This is a genomic window from Streptomyces sp. H39-C1, from assembly GCF_027158125.1.
In the GTDB taxonomy this organism is placed as follows: domain Bacteria; phylum Actinomycetota; class Actinomycetes; order Streptomycetales; family Streptomycetaceae; genus Actinacidiphila; species Actinacidiphila fildesensis.
This window is the reverse complement of sequence record NZ_JAPVLS010000001.1, coordinates 64,213-89,672: the sequence shown is the minus strand read 5'-3', so window position 1 is coordinate 89,672 and position 25,460 is coordinate 64,213. Positions and strand designations below refer to the sequence as shown.

Below are 25,460 nucleotides of genomic sequence, written 5' to 3'. Positions count from 1 at the left end.
AGTGCGGCCGGGGCCGCGGAGGGCCAATGCCCTCCGCGGCCTCCTGCCTTCCGGGGCCATGCGGCAGGATGTCCGGCATGACGAGCGTGCGCGAAGACGACCAGCTGGAGGCCCTCGTGCCGCCGACCGACGAGGATCCGCTGGCCGCATCCGCCAGCGAGGTCATCGGCGGGCCGCTGGGACGCCGGGCGGAGATCAGCACCCACCGCTGGTGGAACCCGCTGCGGGTCCTGGTGATCCTGGTCATCGGCATGTTCGCGCTCGGGATGGTGCAGAAGCTGCCCTGCTACAACAGCGGCTGGTTCCAGCCGGGTGACGCGCAGTACATCCACGCCTGCTACTCCGACATCCCGCACCTGTTCGGCGGCCGCGGTTTCTCCACGGGGATCGTGCCGTACTTCGACCGGATCCCGGACGAGGTCTCCACCGACTTCCACTATCTGGAGTACCCGGTCCTGACCGGCCTCTTCATGGAGGTCGCGTCCTGGTTCACCCCGGACGGCGGCTCGGAGCAGCACCGGGAGCAGATCTACTGGCTGGTCAACGCGGGCATGCTGATGGTCTGCGCGGTGGCCCTCGTGGTGTGCGTCGCGCGCACCCACCGGCGCCGGCCCTGGGACGCCCTGCTCGTCGCGCTCTCCCCCGCGCTGGCGCTGAGCGCCACCATCAACTGGGACCTGTTCGCGGTGGCGCTCACCGCGGGAGCCATGCTGATGTGGTCCCGCAGCCGCCCGCTGGCGGCCGGCGTCCTGCTCGGCCTGGCCACTGCCGCCAAGCTCTATCCGCTACTGCTGCTGGGGGCGCTGTTCGTGCTCTGCCTGCGGGCGGGCCGGCTGAGGGCCTTCTGGACGGCCGTGGCGGGTGCGGTGGGCGCGTGGCTGGTGGTGAACCTGCCGGTGATCCTGCTGGCGCGCGACGGCTGGGCGAAGTTCTACTCGTTCAGCCAGGAACGCCGGATCGACTACGGCTCCATCTGGCTCGTCATCAGCCAGCAGACCGGCAAGCCGCTCGACGGCGTCAACTCCTACGCCGTCGCCCTGATGCTGCTGCTCTGCGCGGCCATCGCGGGCCTCGCGCTCTACGCGCCCCGGCGTCCCCGCTTCGCGCAGCTCGCCTTCCTCGTCGTGGCCGCCATAGTGGTCGCCAACAAGGTCTACTCGCCCCAGTACGTGCTGTGGCTGCTGCCGCTGGCCGTGCTCGCCAGGCCGCGCTGGCGGGACTTCCTGGTGTGGCAGGGCTCCCAGGTCCTGTACTTCCTGGGCATCTGGATGCAGCTCGCCTATGTGACGGGCGGCAACAAGCACCACGGGCTGCCCCAGGACGGCTACCACCTGGCGATCGTCATCCACCTCCTCGGCACGCTGTACCTGTGCGGCGTGGTGGTGCGGGACATCCTGCTGCCGGAACGCGACGTGGTGCGCTGGGACGGCGAGGACGACCCGTCCGGCGGCGTGCTGGACGGCGCGCCGGACGTGTTCGTGCTCGGCAGGGCCCATGAACCGCGGCACGCGGCCCCCTTCACCGGGATGCCGGTGGAGTGGGGCGTGGAACGGCACGCACCGGCGGGACAGCGGCCCGTGGAGGGCGGCGGTGCCGCGACAGCGGCTGAGACCGGCTGAGAGGCGTCCTGCTGCGGCTCAGCGGTCCAGGACGCGGTCGAACTGGGTGGTGGTGTGCCGCAGGTGCGCCACCAGCTCGTCACCGACCGCCGGCGGGGCCACGTCGTTGGGCAGGAAGAGGATGGAGACCTGCATGTGCGGGGGCTCCGCGAACCACCGCTGCTTGCCCGCCCACACGAACGGCGACAGGTTGCGGTTGACGGTGGCCAGGCCGGCCCGCGCGACACCCTTGGCGCGGGGCATCAGGCCGTGCAGGGCCTTGGGCGCTTCGAGCCCGACCCCGTGGGAGGTCCCGCCCGCGACCACGATCAGGTGGCCGTCGTCGGAGGCCTTCTGCTGGCGGTACCCGTAGCGCTCGCCCTTGGCGATGCGCGTGACGTCCAGGACCGCACCGCGGTACTCGGTGGCCTCGTGGTCGCCGAGCCACATCCGGGTGCCGATCCGGGCACGGAACTTGGTCTGCGGGAACTGCTGCTGCAGCTGGCCGAGCTCATGCGCCTTGAGGTGGCTGACGAACATCGTGTGCAGCGGCAGCCGGGCGGCGCGCAGCCGCTCCATCCAGCCGAAGACCTCCTCCACCGCGTCGGAACCGTCGGTGCGGTCCAGCGGCAGATGGATGGCGAAGCCCTCCAGCCGTACGTCGTCGATGGCGGCGTGCAGCTTGACCAGGTCGTCCTCGGCGACGCCGTGGCGCTTCATGCTGCTCATGACCTCGATGACGACCCGCGCGCCCACCAGCCCGCGCACGCCCTCGACGGAGGACACCGACCGGATCGCACGGTCCGGCAGCGGTACCGGCTCCTCGCCGAGCCGGTACGGGGTGAGGACCAGGAGGTCGCCGCCGAACCAGTCCTTGATCCTGGCGGCTTCGTAGGTCGTACCGACCGCGAGCATGTCGCTGCCGAGCCGGGTCGCCTCGTCGGCGAGCCGCTCGTGTCCGAAGCCGTAGCCGTTGCCCTTGCAGACCGGGACTATGCCGGGGAACTGCTCGGCCACGGACTGCTGGTGCGCACGCCAGCGTGCGGTGTCGACATACAGGGTGAGCGCCATGGCCTGGTCAGGACCTTTCCTTCGTCTGCTCGCCGGTCAGCGGCGGGACATGTAGATGTCGAGTGCCTTGTGGAGCAGTTTGTTGAGGGGGAAATCCCACTCGCCCAAGTATTCGGCGGCCTGGCCGCCCGTGCCCACCTTGAACTGGATCAGGCCGAACAGGTGGTCCGTCTCGTCGAGGGAGTCACTGATGCCGCGCAGGTCGTACACGCTCGCCCCGAGGGCGTACGCGTCCCTGAGCATCCGCCACTGCATCGCGTTGGACGGCCGGACCTCCCGCTTGTGGTTCGCGGAGGCGCCGTAGGAGTACCAGACGTGCCCGCCGACGATCAGCATGGTGGCCGCGGCCACCGCCTCGCCCTCGTGCACGGCCAGGTACAGCCGCATCCGGTTGGGGTCCTCGTTGTTGAGCGAGGTCCACATCCGCTGGAAGTACGACAGCGGGCGGGGCCGGAAGTGGTCGCGCTCGGCCGTCACCTCGTACAGCTTCTGCCAGACCGGGAGGTCGTCGTAGCCGCCCTGCACGACCTCGACGCCGGCCTTCTCGGCCTTCTTGATGTTGCGGCGCCACAGCTGGTTGAAGCCCTTGAGGATGTCGTCCAGCGAACGGTTCTCCAGCGGCACCTGGTAGACGTAGCGCGGCTGCACATCACCGAAGCCTGCGCCGCCGTCCTCGTTCTGCTGCCAGCCCATCCGGCGCAGCCGGTCGGCCACCTCGAAGGCGCGGGGCTCGATGAACGTCGCCTCGACGTCCCGCAGCCGCTTCACGTCCGGGTCGGAGATGCCGGCCTTGATGGCGGGCGCGTCCCAGCGGCGGATGACGACGGGCGGGCCCATCTTCACCGTGAAGGCGCCCTGCTGCTTGAGGTGCGCCAGCATCGGCTGGAGCCACTCGTCCAGGTTCGGGGCGTACCAGTTGATGACCGGGCCCTCGGGCAGGTACGCGAGGTACCGCTTGAGCTTGGGGATCTGCCGGTACAGCACCAGGCCGGCGCCGACGATCTGGCCGGTCTTGTCGTCGAACCAGCCGAGGTTCTCGGAGCGCCATTCGTTCTTGACATCCGCCCATGCCGGAACCTGGCAGTGACTGGCCGAGGGCAGGCTCTGGATGAATGCCAGATGCTGCTCACGGCTGATGGTCCTCAGGGTCAAGCTCATGCGGGGCGCTCCCCATCGCTACGACTGCGGTCTTATCTGCGCCGAAGCCTACTGCGATCGGGGAACCGCCCCGCCAGCCCTGTGGACAAGTCTCCGGTCAGCCGCCGAAGAACCCTCCGTGTGCCATACCCAGGTAGAAGCCGACCGCGGCCGCGCCGAGCCCGATGATCAGCGCGAAGCGTTCGGCGGTGGTGACCGAGATGAATTGCCCGTATCCCCCGGTGATGATCCCGGCCAGGCCGGTCAGGGAACTGAGCAGATGCAGGCTGTCGAAGATCGACGTGACGATGGCGATGCCACCGAGGACCAGGCTGACCGCGACCAGCGTGTTCTCCAGGGGATGGGCCTGGCCGTCGGTGTTGAACCTGAGGCGATGGGTCCGAGCCGCTTGCTGTGCCATGGGAGACCTCCGTAACGGAGCCGTAGCGCATCGTAGCGCCGTTCCTACCCGATGTGTACAGATTGAGGGCATTAGCGGCCGGATTTCAACCGGAGGCGGTTGTCCGGGTAGTCTGTACGGTCTGCACCGGTGTCTGCGCTGGTCCACAACGATCCACCGTGATTGTCAGTGGTCGGCGCTACCGTTGCGACGCAATGCAAACCCTCCTGCCACGGAAATGCCGTGGCCGCTGAGTCCAAAGGAGGTGGGTTCCACAATGCGTCACTACGAGCTCATGCTCATTCTCGACCCCGATCTCGAGGAGCGCGCTGTCTCCCCGCTGATCGAGAACTTCCTCACTGTCGTCCGCAACGGCGGCGGCAGCGTGGAGAAGGTCGACACCTGGGGCCGTCGTCGCCTCTCGTACGAGATCAAGAAGAAGGCCGAGGGTATCTACTCGGTCGTCGACCTCAAGGCTTCGCCCGAGGTCGTCAAGGAGCTCGACCGTCAGCTCAACCTGAACGAGTCGGTTCTCCGGACCAAGGTCCTCCGCCCGGAACTGCACTGAGCCTGCGGGCTTAGAGCAGTACCGGTTCCGAGAAGCAGCCAGCACACCGCCGAGAGGTCACCACCATGGCAGGCGAGACCGTCATCACGGTCGTCGGCAATCTCGTCGACGACCCCGAGCTGCGCTTCACCCCGTCCGGTGCGGCGGTCGCGAAGTTCCGTGTCGCGTCCACACCCCGCATCTTCGACAAGCAGACCAACGAGTGGAAGGACGGCGATGGCCTCTTCCTCACGTGCTCGGTCTGGCGTCAGGCGGCGGAGAACGTAGCGGAGTCGCTGCAGCGAGGCATGCGCGTCATCGTGCAGGGCCGGCTGAAGCAGCGGTCCTACGAGGACCGCGAGGGCGTCAAGCGGACGGTCTACGAACTGGACGTCGAGGAAGTCGGCGCCAGCCTGAAGACCGCGACCGCCAAGGTCACCAAGACGACCGGCGGCGGCCGTAGCGGCCAGCAGGGCGGTTACAGCGGTGGCGGTGGCGCACAGGGCGGCCAGGGTGGCGGCAACTGGGGCGGAAGCTCCGGCGGCGGCCAGCAGGGCGGCGGCGGTGCTGCTACCGACGACCCCTGGGCGACCAGTGCTCCGGCCGGCGGTGCCCAGCAGGGCGGCGGCGGAAGCTGGGGAGGGAACTCCGGTTCCTCCTCCGGCGGCGGCTTCTCGGACGAGCCGCCCTTCTAAGGGCGTCACGACACCAACTTCTTGATCAAACAGGAGAGACATCATGGCGAAGCCGCCTCCGCGCAAGCCTAAGAAGAAGGTCTGCGCGTTCTGCAAGGACAAGACCGTTTACGTGGACTACAAGGACACGAACATGCTGCGGAAGTTCATTTCCGACCGTGGCAAGATCCGTGCCCGCCGCGTGACCGGCAACTGCACGCAGCACCAGCGTGACGTCGCCACGGCCGTGAAGAACAGCCGTGAGATGGCACTGCTGCCCTACACGTCGACCGCTCGCTAAGGAAGGGTGACCGAAACATGAAGATCATCCTCACCAACGAGGTCTCCGGCCTCGGCGCCGCAGGCGATGTCGTAGAGGTCAAGTCCGGCTACGCCCGCAACTACCTGGTCCCGCGCGGTTTCGCGATCGCCTGGACCAAGGGTGGCGAGAAGGACGTAGAGCAGATCCGTCGTGCGCGTCGGATCCGTGAGATTCACACCCTTGAGGACGCGAACGCCGTCAAGGCGAAGCTGCAGTCCGTCAAGGTGCAGCTGACCACCCGCGCGGGTGACAGCGGCCGACTGTTCGGTTCCATCACGCCGGCCGACATCGCTGCGGCGATCAAGGCCGCCGGTGGCCCGGACGTGGACAAGCGTCGTGTCGAGGTCGGTACGCCGATCAAGACCCTCGGCGCCCACAAGATCTCGGTGCGTCTGCACCCCGAGGTCGAGGTCAAGCTCGACCTTGAGGTCGTTGCTGCCTGATCTGCCGCGCTTCGGCGCAGCGCGAAGGACCGGTACCCCGCAGGGGGTGCCGGTCCTTCGTTCGTTCCGGGATGTTTCACGTGGAACATCCCATCGGCCGGCGGATGTTCCACGTGAAACATCGCACCCGAGTGCCCTCGTGGATGCCGCGCGTACTCAGGTAGGTACGGGGCCCGGAGTGAGTAGCGCAGCCCATACAGAGGACGGGGCCGCGCGGCCACCATGTGGGCATGGCAATGGGAAGCTTCGCGCGGCAGTGGCTGCTGAGAATCATCAGCTTCGGGCTCACCGCTCTGTACCGGCTCTACCGGGTGCACCCCTTCGTATGGCGGGTGATGGCCCGCAACTACCGCCCGTGGATGAGCGGTTTCGCCCGCCTCCACGCATGGATGACCTGCCAGTTCGCGGCGCTGGACGTACCGGCGTACGCCGCGCACCTGGAGAACGGCGGCTGGCGGTTCCGCTGGTTCCGGCTCGACTCCTACCCGGCCACCGACAAGGAGTCGTACGTCAAGGCGTACCCGGAGGAGATGCGCTGCTGGAAGGGGCGGGTGGAGATCGCCGGCAGCGTGGTCGACGAGTCCTCGGGCTCGTCCGGCACTCCGTACAACTGGGTGCGCAGCCGCCGCGAGTTGAACACCGTGCACCGCAATGTGGCCGGCTACACCAGCCTCGTCTTCCCCTCCAAGCGGCTCTTCGTGATCAACGCCTACTCGATGGGCGCCTGGGCCACCGGCACCAACACCGGCATCGCCATGGCCCGGATCGCCACCGTGAAGAACACCGGGCCCGATCTGGAGAAGATCGTCGACACGCTGCGGCACTTCGGGCCGCGCTACGACTACCTGGTCACCGCCTACCCGCCGTTCCTCAAGCATCTGCGGGACCGGCTGGCTGGTGAGTCCTGGTTCGAGGAGAAGGGCTACCGGCTCGCGGCGATGGTCGGCGGCGAAGGGATGACCGAGGCGCTGCGCGACTACGTCGGCGATGTGTTCGGCAAGGTCCGCTCCGGCTACGGCGCGTCCGACCTCACCATCGGGATGGGCGGCGAGACCACCTTCAGTGTCTGGCTGCGCCGGATGATGCGCGAGGACGCCACCGTCAGGGCGGCCTTCCTGGGCCCGGACGAGCAGCGGTTGCCGATGGTCTTCCAGTACAACCCCCTGGAGACCTATCTGGAGACCGCCGGCGACGACCGGACCGGCGAGGTGCTCTGCACCATCAACTCCACCGCCGTCATGGCTCCCAAGCTCCGCTACAACATCGGCGACGAGGGCACGTTGATGTCCTTCCCCCAGGTCTGGGACATCCTGCGGGAGCTCTTCGCGGACCGCCCGGTCCTGCTGCAGCGCGCGGAGGCCGCCGCCCTGCGCGAGAAGATGCGGCTGCCCCTGCTGTTCCTGTACGGGCGGGCCGACTCGACCGTCTCCTACATGGGCGCCAACATCTACCCGCAGGACGTCGAGTACGGCCTGTACGAGGGCAATCCGATGGCGGACCGGATCGAGAGCTTCTGTCTGGCGCTGGAGGAGGGCGACGACCTGGAGGCGCGGCCCGTCGTCCATGTGCAGCTGCGGGAGGGGACGGTGCTGGACGCCGACGGGACCGTGAAGCTCGCGGAGGTGTGCCGGGCGGGCGTGCTGCGGCATCTCGCCGCCTGCAGCCGGGACTTCGCCCAGTCGCTGACGGAGGACTCCTCGGCCGGCGAGGTGGCGGCGCGGGTGCACCCGTACGGCTCGGGGCCGTTCGCGGGTGGAACGGGGACCGCGGCCGGTGGCAGCAGTCGCGGCATCAAGAACAAGTACCTGCTCGGTGCGACCGCGAAGGGCGGTGCCTGAACCATGCGCAGTACCGACTTCTCCCTCACCCCGGCGCCAGGACAGGCCGGTGCCATGTTCGTCGGCGCCACCCGCTACTCGGGGCTGCGCGCGATCATCACGCTGGGCCCCGGCTATGTGCGGATGGTCCGCGAGATGAAGCGGATGAAGGGCTATGTCTGGCACAAGGTGTACTGGCGCTTCCCCTTCACCCTGGGCACGATCGCCTTCTTCGCCGACCGCGACGAACTGCTGAAGTTCGCCCGGGGCAAGGCCCATCACGAGCTCATGTGCTGGCTGACGGACGAAGGCAAGGGCCGCGCGACCGGCGGCTGGATCCGCATCTACACGGCGGACGCGGCCGGGTACACCAACGGCGTCTGGCGGGCCGAGGACGGTGCGCTGTCCCACGTCGACACCTTCGAGCCGCTGAGCACGGAGCTCTCCGCAGGGCGCGCACCGCGCCCCGTCAAGCATGTGCGGCACGAGAAACGGCGTGCGCAGCGCAGTGCGGAGCCGCGTGCGGCGGCGGGCGGCGCAGCGCCGGCGGCGCGCTGCCCGGAGCACCTGGACGGCAGGCCGTGACCATCACCGTCACCAAGGTCGGCGGACGGAGCGAGCTGCGGGAGTTCTGCGAACTCCCGCTGCGGCTCCACCCGCGCGACCGCTACGTGCCGACCCTGGAGCCCCAGATCCGCACGTGGTACCGGGAACGGACCGTCGAGCTCCATGTCGCGCGCGATACGGCCGGCACTCCCGTGGGCCGGATCTGTCTGCACCGCTACCCCGGGTTCGACAGCAGGATCGGCAAGCGCGCCCAGCTCTTCGGGCTCACCGAGTTCGCCGATCCGCAGGACGTCGGGGAGGACGTCGCCAAGGAGCTCTTCGATCTGACCGAGCGGGCCGGTGCGGGAACGGAGGTGGCGTTCGGGCCGGTCAGTCTGCTGCCCAACCAGTCGGGCGGTGTCATCACGTCGGGGTTCGGGGACCGCGGGTTCATCGACTCCGCCTGGAACCCGGCGTACTACCCGGCTGCCTACGAACAGCACGGCTTCACCCGGCGGTTCGGCGCCGACACCTGGGTCTGCGAGAACCTCGACGGTCCCGGCGCCGTCGACCCCGGCCAGGCGTTCCTGTTCGACGACAGCCGCATCGCCGCTGAGGGGCTGCGGATCCACCACGGCTCGCGGCGGAAGCTGGCGGAGCAACTGCCGCTGCTGCGCGGCATGCTCAACGCCTCCTTCGCCCAACTCGGCTACTACACCGAGATCTCCGCCGCCGAGCTGGCGGCCCAGACGGACGGGCTGGCCCATCTCCTCGACGAGCAGCTGCTGCTCTATCTGACGGCGGAGGGCGAGCCGGTCGCGTTCGTGCTCGCCGTCCCCGACATCTCGGAATTCGTCATGGCGACCCGTGGCCGGCTGGGGCTCCCGCAGCAACTGCGGCTGCTGGCCACCCGCGGCCGGTACCGCAGCGAAGCGGTACTGATCATCAAGGGGACGGTGCCGGGTCACCAGGGGAAGGGCTATCTGACGCTCCTCGCCCGGGAACTGCACCGCGATCTGCGCAGCGGCGGCTACCGGACGTTGCGCAGCACCTTCGTCGAGCACGGGAACGCCGCGTCGGCCGCGCAGTACCGGCGCGTCGGCGGCCGACCGCTGCACGGCTACACCTTCTACGAGAGGGCAATGCGGTGAGCAACCGGGACTCGGTCCACTGGACGGCGGTGCTGCGGGAGCGCGAGGAGCTGTGCCGCCGCGCGCCGAGCGCGCACAACACGCAGCCCTGGGTGCTGCGCTACGACAACGACGCCGTCGAAGTGGGCTGGGACCCGGCCCGGGAGCTGCCCGACGGCGACCCCGGCCGCCGCGATCTGTTCCTGTCCCTGGGCGCCTTCGTGGAGACCTGTCTGATCGTCGCGGCGGACGCCGGCCTCGCGATACGCGCCGAGATCACCGTCGACGAGGAACGGCGAACGGCCGCCCGGCTGTTGCCGGCGCCCGATCTGTACGCGACGCCTTTCAGCGCGCGGACCGTCGGGCTGCGCGGCTGCGCGAGGGGCGTCCACACCGGGGGACGGCTCACCGCGGCGGACCTCGGCGCCGCCAGGACCGGGCTGGAACGGACGAGCCTGGTGGAAGTGCCCGCGCGCGAACTCGCGGGCCTCGCGGTACGCGCCGACCGGTGGCTCTTCGGCAGTGCCCCGGTGGTGCGGGAACTGCGCACCTGGCTACGGCTGAACCGGAGCCATCCGCGGTACGCGGCCGACGGTCTGACGTACGAGGCGCTGGCCATGTCTCGCGTGGAGGCTGCGGGGCTGCGGGTGGTGCTCATACCGGGCGTCTACGGGGTGCTGCGGCGCCTCGGGCTGGCCCGGCTGCTGGCCGCTTCGCAGAGCGGGCTGCTGCGCTACGAGGGCAGCGTCCTGGTCCTCACCGCGCCGGCCGGACCCGCCGCGTCCGGCGCCGGTGCGGCGGCCGGGCCCCCGGCCGCCCTGGTCCAGGCCGGACAGGAGCTCGTGCGGGTCTGGTACGGCCTCGCGGAGCGGGGGATCGCCGTGCATCCGCTGAGCCAGATCCTCGACTGCCCGCGGACGGAACGGGAGCTGGCGCGGCACCTGGGAGGCCGTGAACGGCCGCTCGCCGTCTTCCGGGCGGGCCGGGCGGCCGGACCATCGGTACGGTCGGCACGGATCGGCGGAACGGGGAACCGGTCCCGGACCACCGCCGCGTCCCCCGCGGCAGGGAAGAGGACGGCTACGCCCGCACCGCACCGGTGACGATCCAGCGGCCGGACCGCGCCCGCAGCTGGAGCGCGACGAGCCGGGTCAGCATCATCAGCGTCATGGCCCACCACAGGGCGGTGAGGCCGCCTCCGAGGGCCGGGACGGCGAGCGCGACGGGGGCGAAGACGGCCAGCGTGGCGAGCATGGACCAGGCGAGATAGGGCCCGTCGCCGGCGCCCATCAGGACACCGTCGAGGATGAAGACGATGCCGGAGACCGGCTGGCTGACGGCGACCACCAGCAGGACCGGCATGAGGGCACTCCGCACGGACGGGTCGGAGGTGAAGAGCGTCGCGATCAGCGGGCGGCTCGCGACCACCAGCAGGCCCAGCAGCACGCCGGAGGCGATGCCCCACTGCACCATCCGGCGGCAGGCGGCCCGGGCGCCCGCAGGGTCGTCGGCGCCCAGATAGCGGCCGATGATGGCCTGCCCCGCGATGGCGATGGCATCGAGTGCGAAGGCCAGCAGCGACCAGAGGGTGAGCGTGATCTGGTGGGCGGCGATCTCGGTGTCGCCCAGGCCTGCGGCGACCGCGGTGGCGATCAGAAGGACCGCCCGCAGGCTCAGTGTGCGGATCAGCAGTGGAACGCCCGCCTGGGCGCAGGCCCGGATGCCGGCGGCGTCCGGGCGCAGCGACGCGCCGTGCCGGCGCGCTCCGCGGACGACGACGTACAGGTACACCACGGCCATGGCGTTCTGGGCGATGACCGTTCCCCAGGCCGAGCCGGCGATGCCCAGTCCCGCGCCGTAGACCAGGGCCGCGTTGAGCCCCGCGTTGGCCGTGAAGCCGCCGAGCGCCACGTAGAGCGGCGTCCTGGTGTCCTGGAGGCCGCGCAGCACGCCGGTGGCGGCGAGGACGGCGAGCATGGCGGGGATGCCGAACGCGCTGATCCGCAGGTAGGTGACGGCGAACGGTGCGGCGGTGTCGGACGCTCCGAAGAGGCCGACGAGTGCCGGAGCGGTGGGGACGACGAGCGCGATGACGGCAACGCCGAGCAGCAGGGCGAGCCAGATGCCGTCCATGCCCTGGCGGATCGCGCCCGGCAGGTCGCCCGCGCCGACCCGGCGGGCCACGGCGGCGGTGGTGGCGTAGGCGAGGAAGACGAAGATGTTGACGGCGGTGGTCAGCAGGGCGGCCGCGACGCCGAGCCCGGCGAGCTGCGGGGTGCCGAGGTGGCCCACGACCGCGCTGTCGACCATGACGAAGAGCGGCTCGGCGACGAGGGCGCCGAAGGCGGGCACGGCGAGTGCGATGATCTCCCGGTCGTGCCGCCGCCGGGTCTCCTTGGAGAGATGGCTGGGGCGGCTCTTCTGGGGAGGCTCGGCGACCGGGTTCACCCGCTCAGGATAATCATCCACAAGTAATACCTGCAAGGCCTGATCAGCTATTACGGGCGACTGCGTAGAGTGATCTCCTCCGCGTGGTTTGTCGCGATCTTGGCCCGAGGGCGAAAGTTTTTCTTCTGCACAGCCCGCGGATGATAAAACGCCAGGTCAGGGCAGTTCGGGTCGGCTGATTGTGTGTTTGTCCACAGCGGTTTCCCAAGGCCTGTGCACAGGTTGAGGCGGCTTCTCCACAGGTTGGATGCCTCCGTCCACAGGGCCTGTGGATAACCGTCTTGGCCAACGGTCTCCTGGGCCCTACCGTGAGCCCCCTGCCCGACGCGCCGTACGAGGAGCCGGGTGTCTCAATTGTCAGAGCCGTGGCGTAAGAAAGAGACGCACGGTATGGCGCCAGGTCGGACGGAGGAGGTGGCGGGGTGACCCAACCCGAACCCGCGGACGACCACTGGGGGGACGAACCGCCGTTCCCCCCCGACAGCGGTCCTGGTGACCGGCTGCCGGTCACCCACTTCCGTTCCGGACAGGGCGGCAAGCGCAACAAGAAGGACGACGGCGAGGACCGCAGCAACTGGTCCGAGGGCGGCGGCGGTTTCGAACGCGTACCGCCGCAGGACCTCGACGCCGAGCAGTCCGTCCTCGGCGGCATGCTGCTGTCCAAGGACGCCATCGCCGATGTCGTCGAGGTGCTCAAGGGCCAGGACTTCTACCGTCCGGCCCACGAGACCATCTACACCGCGATCCTCGACCTGTACGCCCGGGGTGAGCCGGCCGACCCCATCACCACCGCCGCCGAACTGGTCAAGCGCGGTGAGATCACCCGCGTCGGCGGCGCCCCGTACCTCCACACCCTGGTCAACGCGGTCCCCACCGCGGCCAACGCCGAGTACTACGCCGAGATCGTGCACGAGCGCGCCGTCCTGCGCCGCCTCGTCGAAGCCGGCACCCGCATCACCCAGATGGGATACGCGGCCGACGGCGACGTGGACGAGATCGTCAACTCCGCCCAGGCGGAGATCTACGCGGTCACCGAGCAGCGCACGTCCGAGGACTACCTCCCGCTCTCCGAGATCATGGAGGGCGCCCTCGACGAGATCGAGGCGATCGGGTCCCGCAGCGGCGGGATGTCCGGCGTTCCCACCGGGTTCACGGACCTCGACTCACTGACGAACGGCCTCCACCCGGGCCAGATGATCGTCATCGCGGCCCGCCCCGCCATGGGCAAGTCGACCCTGGCGCTGGACTTCGCCCGCGCCTGCTCGATCGGCAGCGGTATGCCCAGCGTCGTGTTCTCCCTCGAAATGGGCCGCAACGAGATCGCGATGCGCCTGCTGTCGGCGGAGGCACGGGTCGCGCTGCACCACATGCGGTCCGGCAGCATGACCGACGAGGACTGGACGCGGCTCGCCCGGCGGATGCCGGACGTGTCGGCGGCGCCCCTCTTCATCGACGATTCGCCGAACCTGTCGATGATGGAGATCCGCGCCAAGTGCCGGCGCCTCAAGCAGCGCAACGATCTGCGGCTGGTCGTCATCGACTATCTGCAGCTGATGCAGTCCGGTGGATCCCGGCGTCCCGAGAGCCGTCAGCAGGAGGTCTCGGACATGTCCCGAAACCTCAAGCTGCTGGCCAAGGAGCTGGAAGTCCCCGTCATCGCGCTCTCGCAGCTGAACCGTGGCCCCGAACAGCGCACGGACAAGAAGCCGATGGTCTCCGACCTCCGTGAGTCCGGCTCCATCGAGCAGGACGCCGACATGGTCATCCTGCTGCACCGCGAGGACGCCTACGAGAAGGAGTCCCCGCGCGCGGGCGAGGCCGACCTCATCGTCGCCAAGCACCGTAACGGCCCCACCGCGACGATCACCGTTGCTTTCCAGGGCCACTATTCACGCTTTGTGGACATGGCGCAGACCTGAGTCCTGAAAAGGGTATGAGCGGGCGATAAAACGGGTGTTCTTGAGGGCATCCGGATCTGTATTCTTACCGGGTACTATCCTGAGATTTGCCTGAGAGAAACTGGGGGGCCAGTGTCTCATCGTCGTCTTGCAACGACGGCTGCCGCACTTGCAGCCGGCGTTGCCCTTATACCGGGATTGGCTTATGCGGACAATTCACCGCATGCCGTTCCCCATAGCAGTGGACCGAGTGCCGCTGCCGCTCTGACCAGGGCAGCGTCCTCGAATTTCACCACCTTCTCCAGCCCCGCGGCGAAGCAGGTCCGGGAGCGCAGGCCGCTGGCCCGCGGAGTGCAGCCGCGGGACGAGGGCACTGGTAGGACGATTTACGCAGTATCGGCGATCTCCTGCGATGTCGATACCGGGACGGGCGCACAGGATGCCCCCTATTGCCTGATTCAGAACGCGGTGAATGCGGCGGTCCGGGGTGACACCGTCCAGATAACCGGCAGCACGGGGTATTTCTCCCAGGAGTCGGTGACGGTCAAGACCTCCGGAATCAGGATCGTCGGAATCGGCGGCCAGGCGTGGATCAACTCGTCAGGACAGCGGCCGGCCCTCGAACTGGACGGCGTCACCGATGTGACGGTCAGCAACATGATGCTGGAGTCGTACGGCACGCCCGCGGTTGTGATCAAGGGCTCGTCCAACATCAAGCTGGACGGCGACTATGTCGACCTCAACCCCAACACCCACGGGGTGGACGCTCTCACCATCGACGGCGCGTCCAGCAACGTGACCGTGAGCCGGACGTATGTCGACGCGGGCTTCTGGGGTGCCGGGCCCGCGGCCAGCGGGATTTCCGTGGCCTCCGGCGCGAGCGACATCACGCTCGCCGGCAACGTCCTGGCGGCGACCGGCATCACCGCCACCGGAGTGGCCGGCCTGGACGTCACCGGCAACACGATCCAGCGGGCGTGCGCGTCCGCCATCGACATCCAGGGCGCCTCGACCGGCGTTCACCTGGAGAACAACCTGCTGGAGGACACCAACCCGAACACGGACTACATGTTCGGCGGCTTCAAGTCGCAGTGCACGGCGGCCCAGCAGACCTGGGCGCCGGACATCACCGTCTCCGAAGGGTCGAGCGCCGGCACCACGGCCGACTACAACGCCTTCTACATCCACGGCGATGACGCGACCGCGCCCTACAGCTGGTCCGGAACGACGTACCCGACGCTCGCCGCCTTCCAGGCCGGCGCGGCCCAGGGCGCACACGACGTGATCGACACCAAGAAGGCGAACGGGGCCTATCTCAGGGCGAACAAGTCCGCCAACGTCGACATGCTCCTGGTGCCGGGTTCGGCCGCGATCAACTCCGCGGACCCGAACGCGCCCGGCCGGCTCGGCTCGGACTTCTACGGCGTGAGCCCGTACACCAGCCGGGGAGCCGTCCAGTACGTCAACCCCAACGCCCAACTCGCGGTGGCCCTGTCCGGGACGCACACGAGCGCGTACGCGATCTCGCTCAACGCGGACGTCACGACCGCGCTCGTGCCGATCACCGCCAAGGTCAGCTGGGGTGACGGGACCACGAGCAACCCGGACGTCTACGGTTCCGGGCGGGTGACCCTGCCGCACCGGTACGCGAAGCTGGGGACATACACGATCACCGTCACGGTCGCCGACAACGTCGGGAACACGGTGTCCAACACCGTCACGGCGAGGACGGCGGGTTCGGCCTACACGGCCTACGGGCCGACCCGGGTGCTCGACACCCGGACCGGTACCGGCGCGCCGAAGGCCAAGGCGAAGGCCCACGCGGTGACCAAGGTGCAGATCGGCGGCAACGGCGGCATTCCGGCCGGAGTGACCGCGGTGGTCCTGAACGTCACGGTCACCCGCGCCGACGGCTTCGGCTACATCACGGCGTACGGCGACGGTGACGCGCGGCCGAGCACCTCGAACGTCAACTTCACCGCGGGCCAGACCGTTCCGAACCTGGTGATCGTCCCGGTGGGCGCCAACGGCTACGTCGATCTGTACAACGGCGCCTCCGCCACCGTCGACCTGATCGCCGATGTCGCCGGGTACTTCACCCAGTCCGCGTCCAGCGGCTACACACCGGTGTCGCCCGCCCGTCTCGTCGACACCCGGAACGGCACCGGGGTGGCCAAGGGGCAGATCGGCGCCAACGGATCGTTCGCCGCCCAGATCGCCGGGAACAGCAAGGGCCACCTGCCGGCCTCCGGCGTCACCGCGGTCGCGCTCAACGTGACCGTGACCGGCTCCAAGGGCTCCGGCTTCCTCACCGTCTACCCGGACGGCGGGAAGACGCCGCTCGCGTCCAACATCAACTACGGCACGAACCAGACCATCGCCAACGCGGTGATCGTGCCGGTCGGTGCCGACGGCAAGATCCGGGTCTTCAACGGCAGCACCCGGTCCACCGACGTCCTCGTCGACGTCGTCGGCTACTACAGCGCCGCGAGCAAGAGCGCCTACCTGCCGGTCGATCCGGTCCGGGTGCTCGACACCCGCGCCTCGTACTGGCACAGCGGCCCGATGTACCCCGGGGGCTACATCTACACCCCCCTCGGCGCTGACGAGCCCGACATCACGGCGTTCGCGCTCAACACCACCGTGACGGACACCAAGGGGGCCGGTTTCCTGACGGTCTCCCCCGACCCGTACTCGGAGTACCAGTACGAGAGCGGCAGCGCGGGCTGGCCGACCCGGCCCGGCGTGTCCACGCTGAACTGGCTGCGCGGACAGACCGTTCCGAACCTGGTCCAGGCGAGCCCCGGCCCGTACGGCATCATCGACTTCTGGAATTCGGGCACCGGGAGCGTCAACCTCGTCATCGACGCCTTCGGGTACTACCAGAACGACTAGGACCCACCAGTAGGTGACCCAGGGCCGGGGCCCCGGGGCGGCGATCCACGCCCCTCCGGGGCCCCCGCCGTATCCCCTCGTGTCCGGTGCCGTCGGGTCAGGACTGGGCGATCGGTTCCTGGAGCTCGGTGACCCACTTGTCGTGGTCCTCCGGGCATTCGAGGTAGAGCTCGCGGGGATAGCCGGTGGAGCGGGCGCCGGTGGAGTCGATCCACCGGGCCAGGGTCTGGGCCGTCGACACGATGTCGTCCATGGAACCGTGGTGCACGACCGTGGCGGCGCTCCCGATCGCCGGCAGGTCCACGATCGTGAAGTCGTGGCCGGCCGCCGGGTCGGCGGTGACGGTCAGTCCGGCGTGGACGGTGATCGCACCGTCGCCTTCCGGGGCGTCCTCGTAGTAGGCGACCCCCGGTCCGGTGACGGCCACACCCGCGGCCTCCAGCCGGCGGCACAGCTCGTCGTAGAGCGGGCCGATGACCGGTCCGATGTGCTCGGGGCCGAACCCGATGGCGGTGCCGGTCAGCTCGGCCACCCGGACCGCTGGAATGCGCTTGACCACGACGTCGTCGGCAGCCATGCGTCCCTCACTTTCGATCGACCGGAGCCTCGCCTCGACATGCGTCAGCCGCGTGGCGGTGGCCGCCATCGCCTCCTCCAGCTCCGCCCGGCGCAGCCGCAGCATGCCGCGCAACTGCTCGGCGCTCACCTGCTCGTCCAGGATCGACCGGACCTGTTCGAGGCTGAAGCCGAGGTCCTTCAGAGCGATGACGCGATGGAGCCGGGACAGCTGGCCGGCTTCGTAGAAGCGGTAGCCGCTGGCGGGGTCGACGCGGGCGGGCCGCAGCAGCCCGATCGCGTCGTAGTGGTGCAGCATGCGGACCGATACCCGTCCGTGCTTGGCGAAGTCTCCGATGGTGAACATGACGTCTCCTAGTGCAGGCCCTCACACAGTGTCAGAGTCAAGCGCGACCGCCGGAAACCCTTGGAGCGACCGGCGCCGTTTCTGCGAGGCTGACCCGTATGTCCGAGACACCTGAAGTGCCGCCCGCCGCACCTGCGGCCGAGGAACTGCTGCCCACCACCCGTCGTGCCCTGCTGCACCGGCTCGCCCGAGGACAGGCCGAGGGCCGTACGCCGTCGATGGTGGGGGCGGTGGTGCGGGACGGGGCCACGGTCTGGACGAGTGGCCGCAGCATGATGGAGGGGCACGGCCCCGATGGGGACACCCAGTACCGGATCGGGTCGCTGACCAAGACCTTCGTGGCGGTGCTGGTGATGCGGCTGCGGGACGAGGGCCTGCTGGACCTGGCGGACCCGCTCGGTCTGCACCTGCCCGACACCGAGCCGGGCCGTGCGACGATCGCCCAACTCCTCGCGCACACCTCAGGACTGGCGGCCGAGACGCCCGGTCCGTGGTGGGAGCGCACCTCCGGCGATCTGCGCCCGGAGCTGGCCGACCTGCTCGGCGCGGAACCGATGAAGCATCCGGCCGGCCGCGTCCATCACTACTCCAACCCGGGGTTCGCCCTGCTGGGCGCGCTCGTGGAGAAGCTGCGGGGGAAGCCGTGGGGCGACGTGCTGCAGGCGGAGGTGCTGGAACCGCTGGGCATGACCCGGACGACGCTGCTGCCGCAGGCACCGCACGCGGGTGGCTGGGCGGTGCATCCGTGGGCCGATGTGATGCAGCCGGAACCGCTGCACGACACGGGGCTGATGGCGCCGGCCGGCCAGCTCTGGTCCACGGCGGACGATCTGTGCCGCTGGGCGGTGTTCCTGGCCGGGGGCGACGAGCGGGTGCTGAGCGCCGCGACCGTCGCCGAGATGCGTACCCCGGCGGCGGCGCCGGCCGGGGAGGACCAGGACGCCGGCTACGGGCTGGGCATGCAGCTGCTGCGCCGTGACGGCCGGCTGCTGGCGGGACACACCGGGTCCATGCCGGGCTTCCTGGCGACGCTGTGGGTGAGCGTCGAGGACGGCGTGGGAGCACTGGTGCTGACCAACGCCACCTCCGGGCCGCGGGTCGCCTCCATCGCGGCCGACCTGCTGGCGATCGTGGCGGACAACGAGCCGCGCTTCCCCGAGCCGTGGCGCCCGCGGTCGGCGGCGGATCCAGCGCTGCTGGCCCTCACCGGCCCCTGGTACTGGGGCACCACCCCGTTCGTGCTGCGGCTGCGCGCGGAGCGCGACGTGGAGCTGACGGCACTGGACGGGCGGGGCCGTGGTGCCCGGTTCAGGGCGGAGCCGGACGGTACCTGGACCGGTCTCGACGGCTACTACGCCGGCGAGACGCTGCGCGTGGTGCACGGCGACGACGGCGAGGTGCGCCATCTCGACCTGGGGTCCTTCGTGTTCGCCCGGGAGCCGTACGACGAGGCCGCCGGGGTGCCGGGAGGTGTGGACCCGGAGGGCTGGAGGTAGTGCTAGCACCCGTACCAAGAGACCTGAAGACCGCATGGGACCGGATGGTGGCGGACCTTAGGTTGGTTGCGGAGCGTCGGACGAGGGTTCCGGCGATCGGGGAGACTGTGATGACAGCCAAGCGTTCCGCCGTACTGATCGTGTCCGCGCTCGTCCTGGGGGCCGCGCTCACGGGCTGCGACGGGGTGAGCATCCACAGCAGCCCGGAGCACAAGGCCGTCGATGACGCGAAGGCCGCGGGCCCGGTCAGTGCCGTCGAGGTGGGCACCGGAAGCGGGGATGTCCGCATCCGGCCGGGCACGGGTGACGGGGTCACCATCCACCGGACGGTGCGCTATCACGGGGACGACAAGCCGACTCCCGGGCAGAAGGTCGAGAACGGCCGGCTGACGTTCACCAACGGCTGCGACGACTGTTCGATCGACTACGAGCTGACCGTGCCCGCCGGGGTGAGCGTGAAGGTGAGCACGGGCAGCGGGGAGGTGGAGGTGCAGGGGGTCGCGTCGGCGGACCTGACGACGCACTCGGGCGATATCGACGTCTCCGGGATCGCGGGGGCGCTGACCACCTCGGCGAGCTCCGGCGATCTGACCGCCACCGGACTCGGTGGAGCCGACGTCAGCGCGACCGCGTCGTCGGGCAACATCCGGCTCACGTTCGCCAAACCGCCGCAGAAGGTCCTGACGAAGGCGTCGTCGGGCGATGTCACCGTCCAGGTGCCCGGGGGACCGTACGCGATCGATGTCAGCACGGGTTCCGGCGACAGGACCGTGTCGGTGCCGACCGACCCGTCGGCCACCGCGCGCATCCAGGCGAAGACGGGCTCCGGCGATGTCACGGTCAGCCGAGTGGGGCCCTGAGCCGTCGCTGAGGGCGCTCCAGGGCCGATGACGTTCAGCACCCGCGGCACCTGATGATGTTCCACAGCCGCGATGTTCCACGTGGAACATCGCGGCCGCAGCCGTGGTGCGGTCCGGCGGGCGGCGGTGTCTGGGCGGCCAGGGCGGGGGCCGCCGGAGCGGCGGGTCCGCCGCACAAAACGAGTGGCCCGATCGGTCGATCCCGTCGCACGCTGGGAGTATCTCCGCGTAGGCGGGATCGGTACGAAGCAGGGAGACGCTCGCGTGGCACGGCTGCACATTTTCGACATGGACGGCACCTTGATGCACGGCTCCTCGGCGAGCCTGGAGCTGGCCAGGGAGCTGGACATGGTCGAGGAGATCCGGGAACTGGAAGGCGGCCTGATCCGGGGCACGCTGGACCCGCCGGGGTTCGCGGAACGGGTGTACGCCCTGTGGGCGACGCTGACGGAGGAGCGGCTGAAGGCCGCCTTCGAGGGTGCGCCGTGGCTGGACGGGATACGCGAGGTCTGGACGGAGATCGCCGATCGCGGTGACCACTGCGCGGTGATCTCCCTGTCGCCGGACTTCTTCGTGGGGCGGCTGCGCGAGTGGGGCGTGCACGAGGCGCGCTCGTCGGTCTTCCCGCCGGTGCCCTTCGCGCCCGAGGCGGTACTCGATCTGGCGGGGATCCTGGTGCCGGAGTCGAAGGTGGGCATCGCCGATGAACTCTGCGCGCAGTACGGGGTGACGCGGGCGGACTGTGTGGCCTACGGGGACTCGCTGTCGGACGCGGCGCTGTTCGGGGTGGTGCCGACGTCGGTGGCGGTGAATGGTGACCACTATGTACGGGATCTGGCCACTCATGCCTATTCGGGTCGCGACTTGCGTGAGGCCTTTGCCCTGGTGAATCAATTTGATCGCGAATGACCGAATGAGGCCACAACTGATACCCGGCTGACGTTGTCCAAACCGAATTCCGTGACTTTGTGGGAAGGGTCACGGGATTTGGCCAACGTGCTCCGGTGAATCGGCCAACGGGGGTTGTCGAACAGCGCGTTCCGGGTATGGTCGACTGCGTTCGAGCGCCTCGGGCCGCCGCAAGCCGACGGATCCTAACCTGAATGCAGCCCCGTTTCCTGTGCTTCCGGCTATTTGTCCGATGCGCCGCCCCAGCGTGACACGCTCGCACCTCACCACGCGTGACGCACGTCGGGAAATCGACCGGGGAAGTTCGAGGCGAAGTTCACGATGGACGCTCTGACCACCAACTCGGCCGAGACGGATCCGAACCGGGGCTGGTTCACTCCGCCCGAACGGGAAACCGACTCGCATCAACGCACGGCGGACGGCGGTGAATCCGAAATACCCAGCAGATCCCCGGCCGCCATAAGACCCGTCGGCAGGGCCGCAGCCCGCAAGCAGCGGGCCCAGCAACAGGCGGACCAGCACGAGCAGGAGCAGGCACAGGAACGAGCGCAGGAGCAGGCGGACCACCGGGCGGATCAGCCGCCGGACCGGCAGACACCTCCGCCGGCGGCCGCGCCGATATCCGCCCCGGAACCCGCCCCGGCCCGCATCGCGGACCCCGCGCCCGCAGCGGCGCCGTCCCGCTCCACCTTTGAGGCCGCACCCGCGTCCGCGGCCTCGCCGGACGCGCTGCTGATCCGGCGGACCATGGCGGAGATCGGTCCGGTCGCCGACCGGACCACCGGCTACTTCTACGCCCTGCTGTTCATCCGGCACCCGGAACTGCGCGAGCTCTTCCCGGCGGCCATGGACGCCCAGCGCGACCGGATCCTGAAGGCCCTGCTCACCGCGGCCGAGCACATCGACAACACCGAGACCCTCGTCGAGTACCTGACCAACCTCGGCCGCGGCCACCGCAAGTACGGGACGCAGCCGGAGCACTACCCCGCCGTCGGCGAGGCCCTGATCGGGGCGCTCAGCCGGTACGCAGCGGCGGTCTGGGACCCGCTGACCGAGGCCGCCTGGGTACGCGCCTACACGGTGATCTCGCAGGTGATGATCGACGCGGCCGCCGCCGACGAGCGGCACGCGCCGCCGTGGTGGCAGGCCGAGATCGTCTCGCACGAGCCCCGCACCCAGGACATCGCCGTGGTGACCGTGCGGCCCGACCAGCCGTACCCGTTCCTGGCCGGCCAGTACACGTCGCTCGAAACCCCCTGGTGGCCGCGGGTGTGGCGGCACTACTCCTTCGCCTCGGCGCCCCGCTCGGACGGTCTGCTGTCCTTCCACGTCAAGGCGGTCCCGGCCGGCTGGGTCAGCAACGCGCTGGTGCACCGCGCGCGGCCGGGCGACGTCATCCGGCTCGGCCCGCCGGCCGGCTCCATGGTCGTCGACCACACCACGGACAGCGGACTGCTGTGCGTCGGGGGCGGTACCGGCATCGCGCCGATCAAGGCGCTGGTCGAGGACGTCGTCGAGCACGGCCGCAAGCGCTCGGTCGAGGTCTTCTACGGTGCGCGCCACGACCACGACCTGTACGACCTCGACACGATGCTCCGTATGCAGGAGGAGCACTCCTGGCTCTCCGTGCGACCGGTGGTCGCCGACACCCCGAGCAGCAGCCTGTCGGGTCCGCTGCCGGACATCGTGCGGCAGTACGGCCCCTGGGAGGCGTACGACGCCTACCTCTCGGGCCCGCCCGGGATGATCCGCAGCAGTATGGACGCGCTGGTCGGCGGGGGTATGCCCTCGCACCGCATACGGCACGACGCTCTGGAGGAACTGGTGGCGGCGGGTGACTAGCCCGGTGGAACGACCGGGCAGCGACGGCGAGCACCTGCTCCAGACGGAGCTGGGCACCGGTGTGCGCGCGGACCGGTTCTACGACGACCAGGTGCGGGACCGGCTCAATCCGCGGATGCGGGAGTTCGTCGCCCGGCAGGAGATGTTCTTCCTGTCCACGGCGGACCGGCGCGGGGAGTGCGACAGCACCTTCCGGGCCGGGCCGCCCGGTTTCGTGCGGATTCTGGACGACAGGACGCTCACGTATCCCGAGTACCGGGGCAACGGGGTCATGGCGTCGCTCGGCAACATCCGCGAGAACCCGCATGTCGGGATCCTGCTGATCGACTTCGCCCGGGACCGGATCGGGCTGCACATCAACGGCCGCGCGCTGTTGGTCCCGGACGAGCGGATGCGCGCCGAGCACCCGGACCTGCCGGAGGATCCGGTGCCGGGCCGCCGTCCGCAGATGTGGGTCGAGGTGGAGGTCGAGGAGGCCTACATCCACTGCTCGAAACACATTCCGCGGCTGGTCCCCGCGCCGCTGCAGAAAGGTTCCGGCACCGGCGGCGGGCGGTCGTGGGGCACCGACGACGTACGCCGCAAGGGCGGTGACCACTTCGGGGTGGCGGCGGAACGCAGGCCGGTACAGCCCGTGCCGGCGTCCGTGCCGGAGGCTCCTGTGCCCGTACCCGTGCCCGTGCCCGAACCCGTACCCGAACCCGTACCCGAACCCGTACCCGTGCCCGTGCCCGTGGCGCGGGTGGCGGCCGCGCCGCCCGGTCCTGCGGAGCAGCGGCGCGCCCGGCGCGGGCGGCGGCTCCGCGGCTGGTTCCTCCGGCAGGCGGGCTGACCCACCGAGGACTTCCGGGGCGCCGGTCCGCCGACCGGATCAGCCCAGGTCGGGGCCGACCAGTCCCAGTACGCCTTCGATGTTCGCGTCGAGGTAGTGCCGCAGCGTCAGCGGCACCACCTCGACGGAGGCCAGCCCGACCCGGCTGAACGGCACACGGACGACGTCGTACGTCCCGCACGGATCGTCCACCTCGGGGCCGTGCCGGCGGGCCGGGTCCATCGAGGCGAGCCGGCACACGAAGAAGTACTGCACCTTCACGCCGTGGGCGCCGTTCTCCGCGAGGTGCTCGACGGTGTCGACGAAGGCCGGGACGACGTCGGTGATCTTGGCTCCCAGCTCCTCGTCCACCTCACGGTGCAGGGCGTCGACGACCGAGGGGTCGTCGTCCTCCACGCCGCCGCCCGGAGTGATCCAGTACGGGGCGAGGCCGGGCTTGGTGCGCTTGATGAGGACCATGCAGTCGCCGTCGAGCAGGATCGCGCGGGCGGTGCGCTTGACCACCGGGCGGGTGGCAGGGGCTTCGGCCGGAGTTGCGTTCTCCAGGGGCATGGTTGAGATCTGCCGCGACACAAGGATCGACAAACGCACCGGGAGCAGTGAATCGGAGCATTCGATTCCCGTTGGCGCGTCACCGGCGCTCGCCGAGCGCCGTCGGCCACGTGCCGAGGCCGCTCGATCCGGCCTCGGCGGCCCTGGCAGCCTTGGCATGGCCGGTGGTCCGGCGGCCTACCAGCCCTGTGCGGCGGTCAGCAGCCGATCGTGCGCCCGCGCGAGGTGGGGCAGTGCGAGGGTGCCGACCCGGGTGGCCAGGAAGTAGGTCCGCAGCGGTGGCACGGGAGGCTCCAGCAGCAGCGTGATCTCACCGGCGGCGAGCGCGGCGGCGCACAGATAGCGGGGCAGGACGGCCAGCCCGGCGCCGTCGCGTACGCAGTCCAGGACGGCGCGCAGGTCGGGGACGACGACCGCGGGATCCCGGGTGGGCTTGGCGTCGAAGACGGCCGACCAGTACTGGGACAGCAACCGGCATTCCTCGTCGGAGGTGACGACGGGCAGGTCGTCGAGCAGCTGCGGGCCGTGGTCGCGCACTCCGTGCGGGCCGCCGGCCCGTTCCCGCCAGGCGGGAACGGCGACCAGGGCGTACTCCTCGTCCCACAGGGGTACGGCCGCTATCAGCCGGTCGCGGGGCTGCACGCTGACGACGGCCAGGTCGTGGTGGCCGGCGGCGAGCCCGGCCAGCGCCTCGTCGTCGCCGCTGAGCGAGACCCGCAGGTGCAGCCCGTCGGTGACCAGCGGCGCCAGGGCGGGCAGGATGCGCAGCGCGGTGAACTCGGCCGGGCCCGCCAGATGCAGGCTGTGGGTGCCGGGGCCGTCGTCGTCGGGAGCCGCGGCGGTGATCTCCAGCAGCGCGTCGAGGTGCGGGGCGACCTTGTGCGCGAGCTCGTCGCCCACGGTGGTGGGGGCGACGCCGCGGGGCAGCCGCAGGAAGAGCGGGCGGCCGACCTGCCGCTCCAGCGTGCGTATCTGGCCGGTGACGGCGGGCTGGGACAGGCCCAGGAGCTGGGCGGCCCGGGTGAAGGAACCAGCCCGGTGCACGGTGACGAAGGTACGCAGGAGGGCCAGATCCACCATGGTCTCCTCACAGACAGAACCTGACGCATCGTCAAGTATAA

The 25,460-nt window shown here is 69.9% G+C and carries 23 protein-coding genes; 16 read left to right on the top strand and 7 right to left on the bottom strand.

Annotated elements, in window-relative coordinates; all coding sequences use genetic code 11:
- The first annotated feature begins 77 nt into the window (after window positions 1-77).
- Window positions 78-1,619 (top strand): glycosyltransferase family 87 protein, encoded by a 1,542-nt coding sequence (locus tag O3W51_RS00405; RefSeq protein ID WP_138351156.1) that lies wholly within the window; start codon window positions 78-80, stop codon window positions 1,617-1,619.
- Between the two features lie 18 nt (window positions 1,620-1,637).
- Here the strand turns inward: O3W51_RS00405 and O3W51_RS00400 are convergent, their stop codons facing one another.
- The 3 genes from O3W51_RS00400 to O3W51_RS00390 all read right to left on the bottom strand — a co-directional run bounded on the left by O3W51_RS00400 (window position 1,638) and on the right by O3W51_RS00390 (window position 4,227).
- Window positions 1,638-2,669 (bottom strand): alanine racemase, encoded by a 1,032-nt coding sequence (locus O3W51_RS00400; protein ID WP_138351155.1) that lies wholly within the window; start codon window positions 2,667-2,669, stop codon window positions 1,638-1,640.
- 36 nt (window positions 2,670-2,705) lie between these two features.
- On the bottom strand, window positions 2,706-3,827 hold the full coding sequence (locus O3W51_RS00395; RefSeq protein WP_138351154.1) for a lipid II:glycine glycyltransferase FemX: 1,122 nt from the start codon (window positions 3,825-3,827) through the stop codon (window positions 2,706-2,708).
- A 97-nt stretch (window positions 3,828-3,924) separates the two neighbouring features.
- Window positions 3,925-4,227 carry a hypothetical protein gene (locus tag O3W51_RS00390; RefSeq protein ID WP_138351153.1) on the bottom strand — a complete coding sequence of 101 codons (303 nt, stop codon included), beginning with the start codon at window positions 4,225-4,227 and terminating at the stop codon, window positions 3,925-3,927.
- Between the two features lie 256 nt (window positions 4,228-4,483).
- Here O3W51_RS00390 and rpsF point away from each other — a divergent pair, with 256 nt between their 5' ends.
- The 8 genes from rpsF (at window position 4,484) to O3W51_RS00350 (ending at window position 10,788) form a co-directional block, all read left to right on the top strand.
- Window positions 4,484-4,774: a 30S ribosomal protein S6 gene (rpsF, locus tag O3W51_RS00385; protein WP_138351152.1), complete on the top strand. Its 291-nt coding sequence runs from the start codon at window positions 4,484-4,486 to the stop codon at window positions 4,772-4,774.
- A 65-nt stretch (window positions 4,775-4,839) separates the two neighbouring features.
- Window positions 4,840-5,448 (top strand): single-stranded DNA-binding protein, encoded by a 609-nt coding sequence (locus tag O3W51_RS00380; RefSeq protein WP_138351151.1) that lies wholly within the window; start codon window positions 4,840-4,842, stop codon window positions 5,446-5,448.
- A gap of 43 nt (window positions 5,449-5,491) precedes the next feature.
- Window positions 5,492-5,728, top strand: coding sequence for a 30S ribosomal protein S18 (gene rpsR, locus O3W51_RS00375; RefSeq protein WP_031512678.1), 237 nt, complete (start codon window positions 5,492-5,494; stop codon window positions 5,726-5,728).
- 17 nt (window positions 5,729-5,745) lie between these two features.
- Entirely contained in the window at window positions 5,746-6,192 is a 447-nt protein-coding gene (rplI, locus tag O3W51_RS00370) for a 50S ribosomal protein L9 (protein WP_138351150.1), read from the top strand.
- 230 nt (window positions 6,193-6,422) lie between these two features.
- Window positions 6,423-8,030, top strand: coding sequence for a phenylacetate--CoA ligase family protein (locus tag O3W51_RS00365; RefSeq protein WP_198357236.1), 1,608 nt, complete (start codon window positions 6,423-6,425; stop codon window positions 8,028-8,030).
- A 3-nt stretch (window positions 8,031-8,033) separates the two neighbouring features.
- Entirely contained in the window at window positions 8,034-8,594 is a 561-nt protein-coding gene (locus O3W51_RS00360; protein WP_198357235.1) for a DUF4188 domain-containing protein, read from the top strand.
- Window positions 8,591-9,706, top strand: coding sequence for a GNAT family N-acetyltransferase (locus tag O3W51_RS00355; RefSeq protein ID WP_138351149.1), 1,116 nt, complete (start codon window positions 8,591-8,593; stop codon window positions 9,704-9,706). Before O3W51_RS00360 ends, O3W51_RS00355 begins: the two co-directional genes overlap by 4 nt.
- Window positions 9,703-10,788, top strand: coding sequence for a hypothetical protein (locus tag O3W51_RS00350; RefSeq protein ID WP_187144946.1), 1,086 nt, complete (start codon window positions 9,703-9,705; stop codon window positions 10,786-10,788). The genes O3W51_RS00355 and O3W51_RS00350 overlap by 4 nt, the downstream gene beginning before the upstream one ends.
- On the opposite strand, the gene O3W51_RS00345 is transcribed toward O3W51_RS00350, so the two are convergent.
- On the bottom strand, window positions 10,766-12,133 hold the full coding sequence (locus O3W51_RS00345) for an MATE family efflux transporter (protein ID WP_138351148.1): 1,368 nt from the start codon (window positions 12,131-12,133) through the stop codon (window positions 10,766-10,768). The genes O3W51_RS00350 and O3W51_RS00345 overlap by 23 nt on opposite strands.
- A 422-nt stretch (window positions 12,134-12,555) precedes the next feature.
- Here O3W51_RS00345 and dnaB point away from each other — a divergent pair, with 422 nt between their 5' ends.
- Window positions 12,556-14,052, top strand: a complete 1,497-nt coding sequence (dnaB, locus tag O3W51_RS00340) for a replicative DNA helicase (protein ID WP_187144945.1) — start codon at window positions 12,556-12,558, stop codon at window positions 14,050-14,052.
- A gap of 516 nt (window positions 14,053-14,568) precedes the next feature.
- Window positions 14,569-16,926, top strand: a complete 2,358-nt coding sequence (locus O3W51_RS00335; RefSeq protein WP_198357234.1) for a PKD domain-containing protein — start codon at window positions 14,569-14,571, stop codon at window positions 16,924-16,926.
- Window positions 16,927-17,023: 97 nt separating this feature from the next.
- Here the strand turns inward: O3W51_RS00335 and O3W51_RS00330 are convergent, their stop codons facing one another.
- Window positions 17,024-17,848 (bottom strand): MerR family transcriptional regulator, encoded by an 825-nt coding sequence (locus O3W51_RS00330; protein ID WP_138351146.1) that lies wholly within the window; start codon window positions 17,846-17,848, stop codon window positions 17,024-17,026.
- A gap of 98 nt (window positions 17,849-17,946) precedes the next feature.
- Here O3W51_RS00330 and O3W51_RS00325 point away from each other — a divergent pair, with 98 nt between their 5' ends.
- The 5 genes from O3W51_RS00325 (at window position 17,947) to O3W51_RS00305 (ending at window position 23,787) form a co-directional block, all read left to right on the top strand.
- Complete coding sequence (locus tag O3W51_RS00325) at window positions 17,947-19,344, top strand: serine hydrolase domain-containing protein (RefSeq protein WP_138351145.1); 1,398 nt, start codon at window positions 17,947-17,949, stop codon at window positions 19,342-19,344.
- Window positions 19,345-19,454: 110 nt separating this feature from the next.
- Window positions 19,455-20,204 carry a DUF4097 family beta strand repeat-containing protein gene (locus tag O3W51_RS00320; RefSeq protein ID WP_138351144.1) on the top strand — a complete coding sequence of 250 codons (750 nt, stop codon included), beginning with the start codon at window positions 19,455-19,457 and terminating at the stop codon, window positions 20,202-20,204.
- 264 nt (window positions 20,205-20,468) lie between these two features.
- A complete protein-coding gene (locus O3W51_RS00315) occupies window positions 20,469-21,113 on the top strand; it encodes an HAD family hydrolase (protein WP_138351143.1) in 645 nt (214 codons plus the stop codon).
- 321 nt (window positions 21,114-21,434) lie between these two features.
- Window positions 21,435-22,955: a globin domain-containing protein gene (locus tag O3W51_RS00310; RefSeq protein ID WP_269282722.1), complete on the top strand. Its 1,521-nt coding sequence runs from the start codon at window positions 21,435-21,437 to the stop codon at window positions 22,953-22,955.
- The gene (locus O3W51_RS00305) at window positions 22,948-23,787 is read left to right on the top strand and encodes a pyridoxamine 5'-phosphate oxidase family protein (RefSeq protein ID WP_269282718.1); all 840 of its coding nucleotides are present in this window, start codon (window positions 22,948-22,950) and stop codon (window positions 23,785-23,787) included. The genes O3W51_RS00310 and O3W51_RS00305 overlap by 8 nt, the downstream gene beginning before the upstream one ends.
- A 39-nt stretch (window positions 23,788-23,826) precedes the next feature.
- On the opposite strand, the gene O3W51_RS00300 is transcribed toward O3W51_RS00305, so the two are convergent.
- Entirely contained in the window at window positions 23,827-24,339 is a 513-nt protein-coding gene (locus O3W51_RS00300; RefSeq protein ID WP_269282715.1) for an NUDIX domain-containing protein, read from the bottom strand.
- Between the two features lie 177 nt (window positions 24,340-24,516).
- Entirely contained in the window at window positions 24,517-25,416 is a 900-nt protein-coding gene (locus tag O3W51_RS00295; RefSeq protein ID WP_269283042.1) for a LysR family transcriptional regulator, read from the bottom strand.
- Window positions 25,417-25,460: the final 44 nt, after the last annotated feature.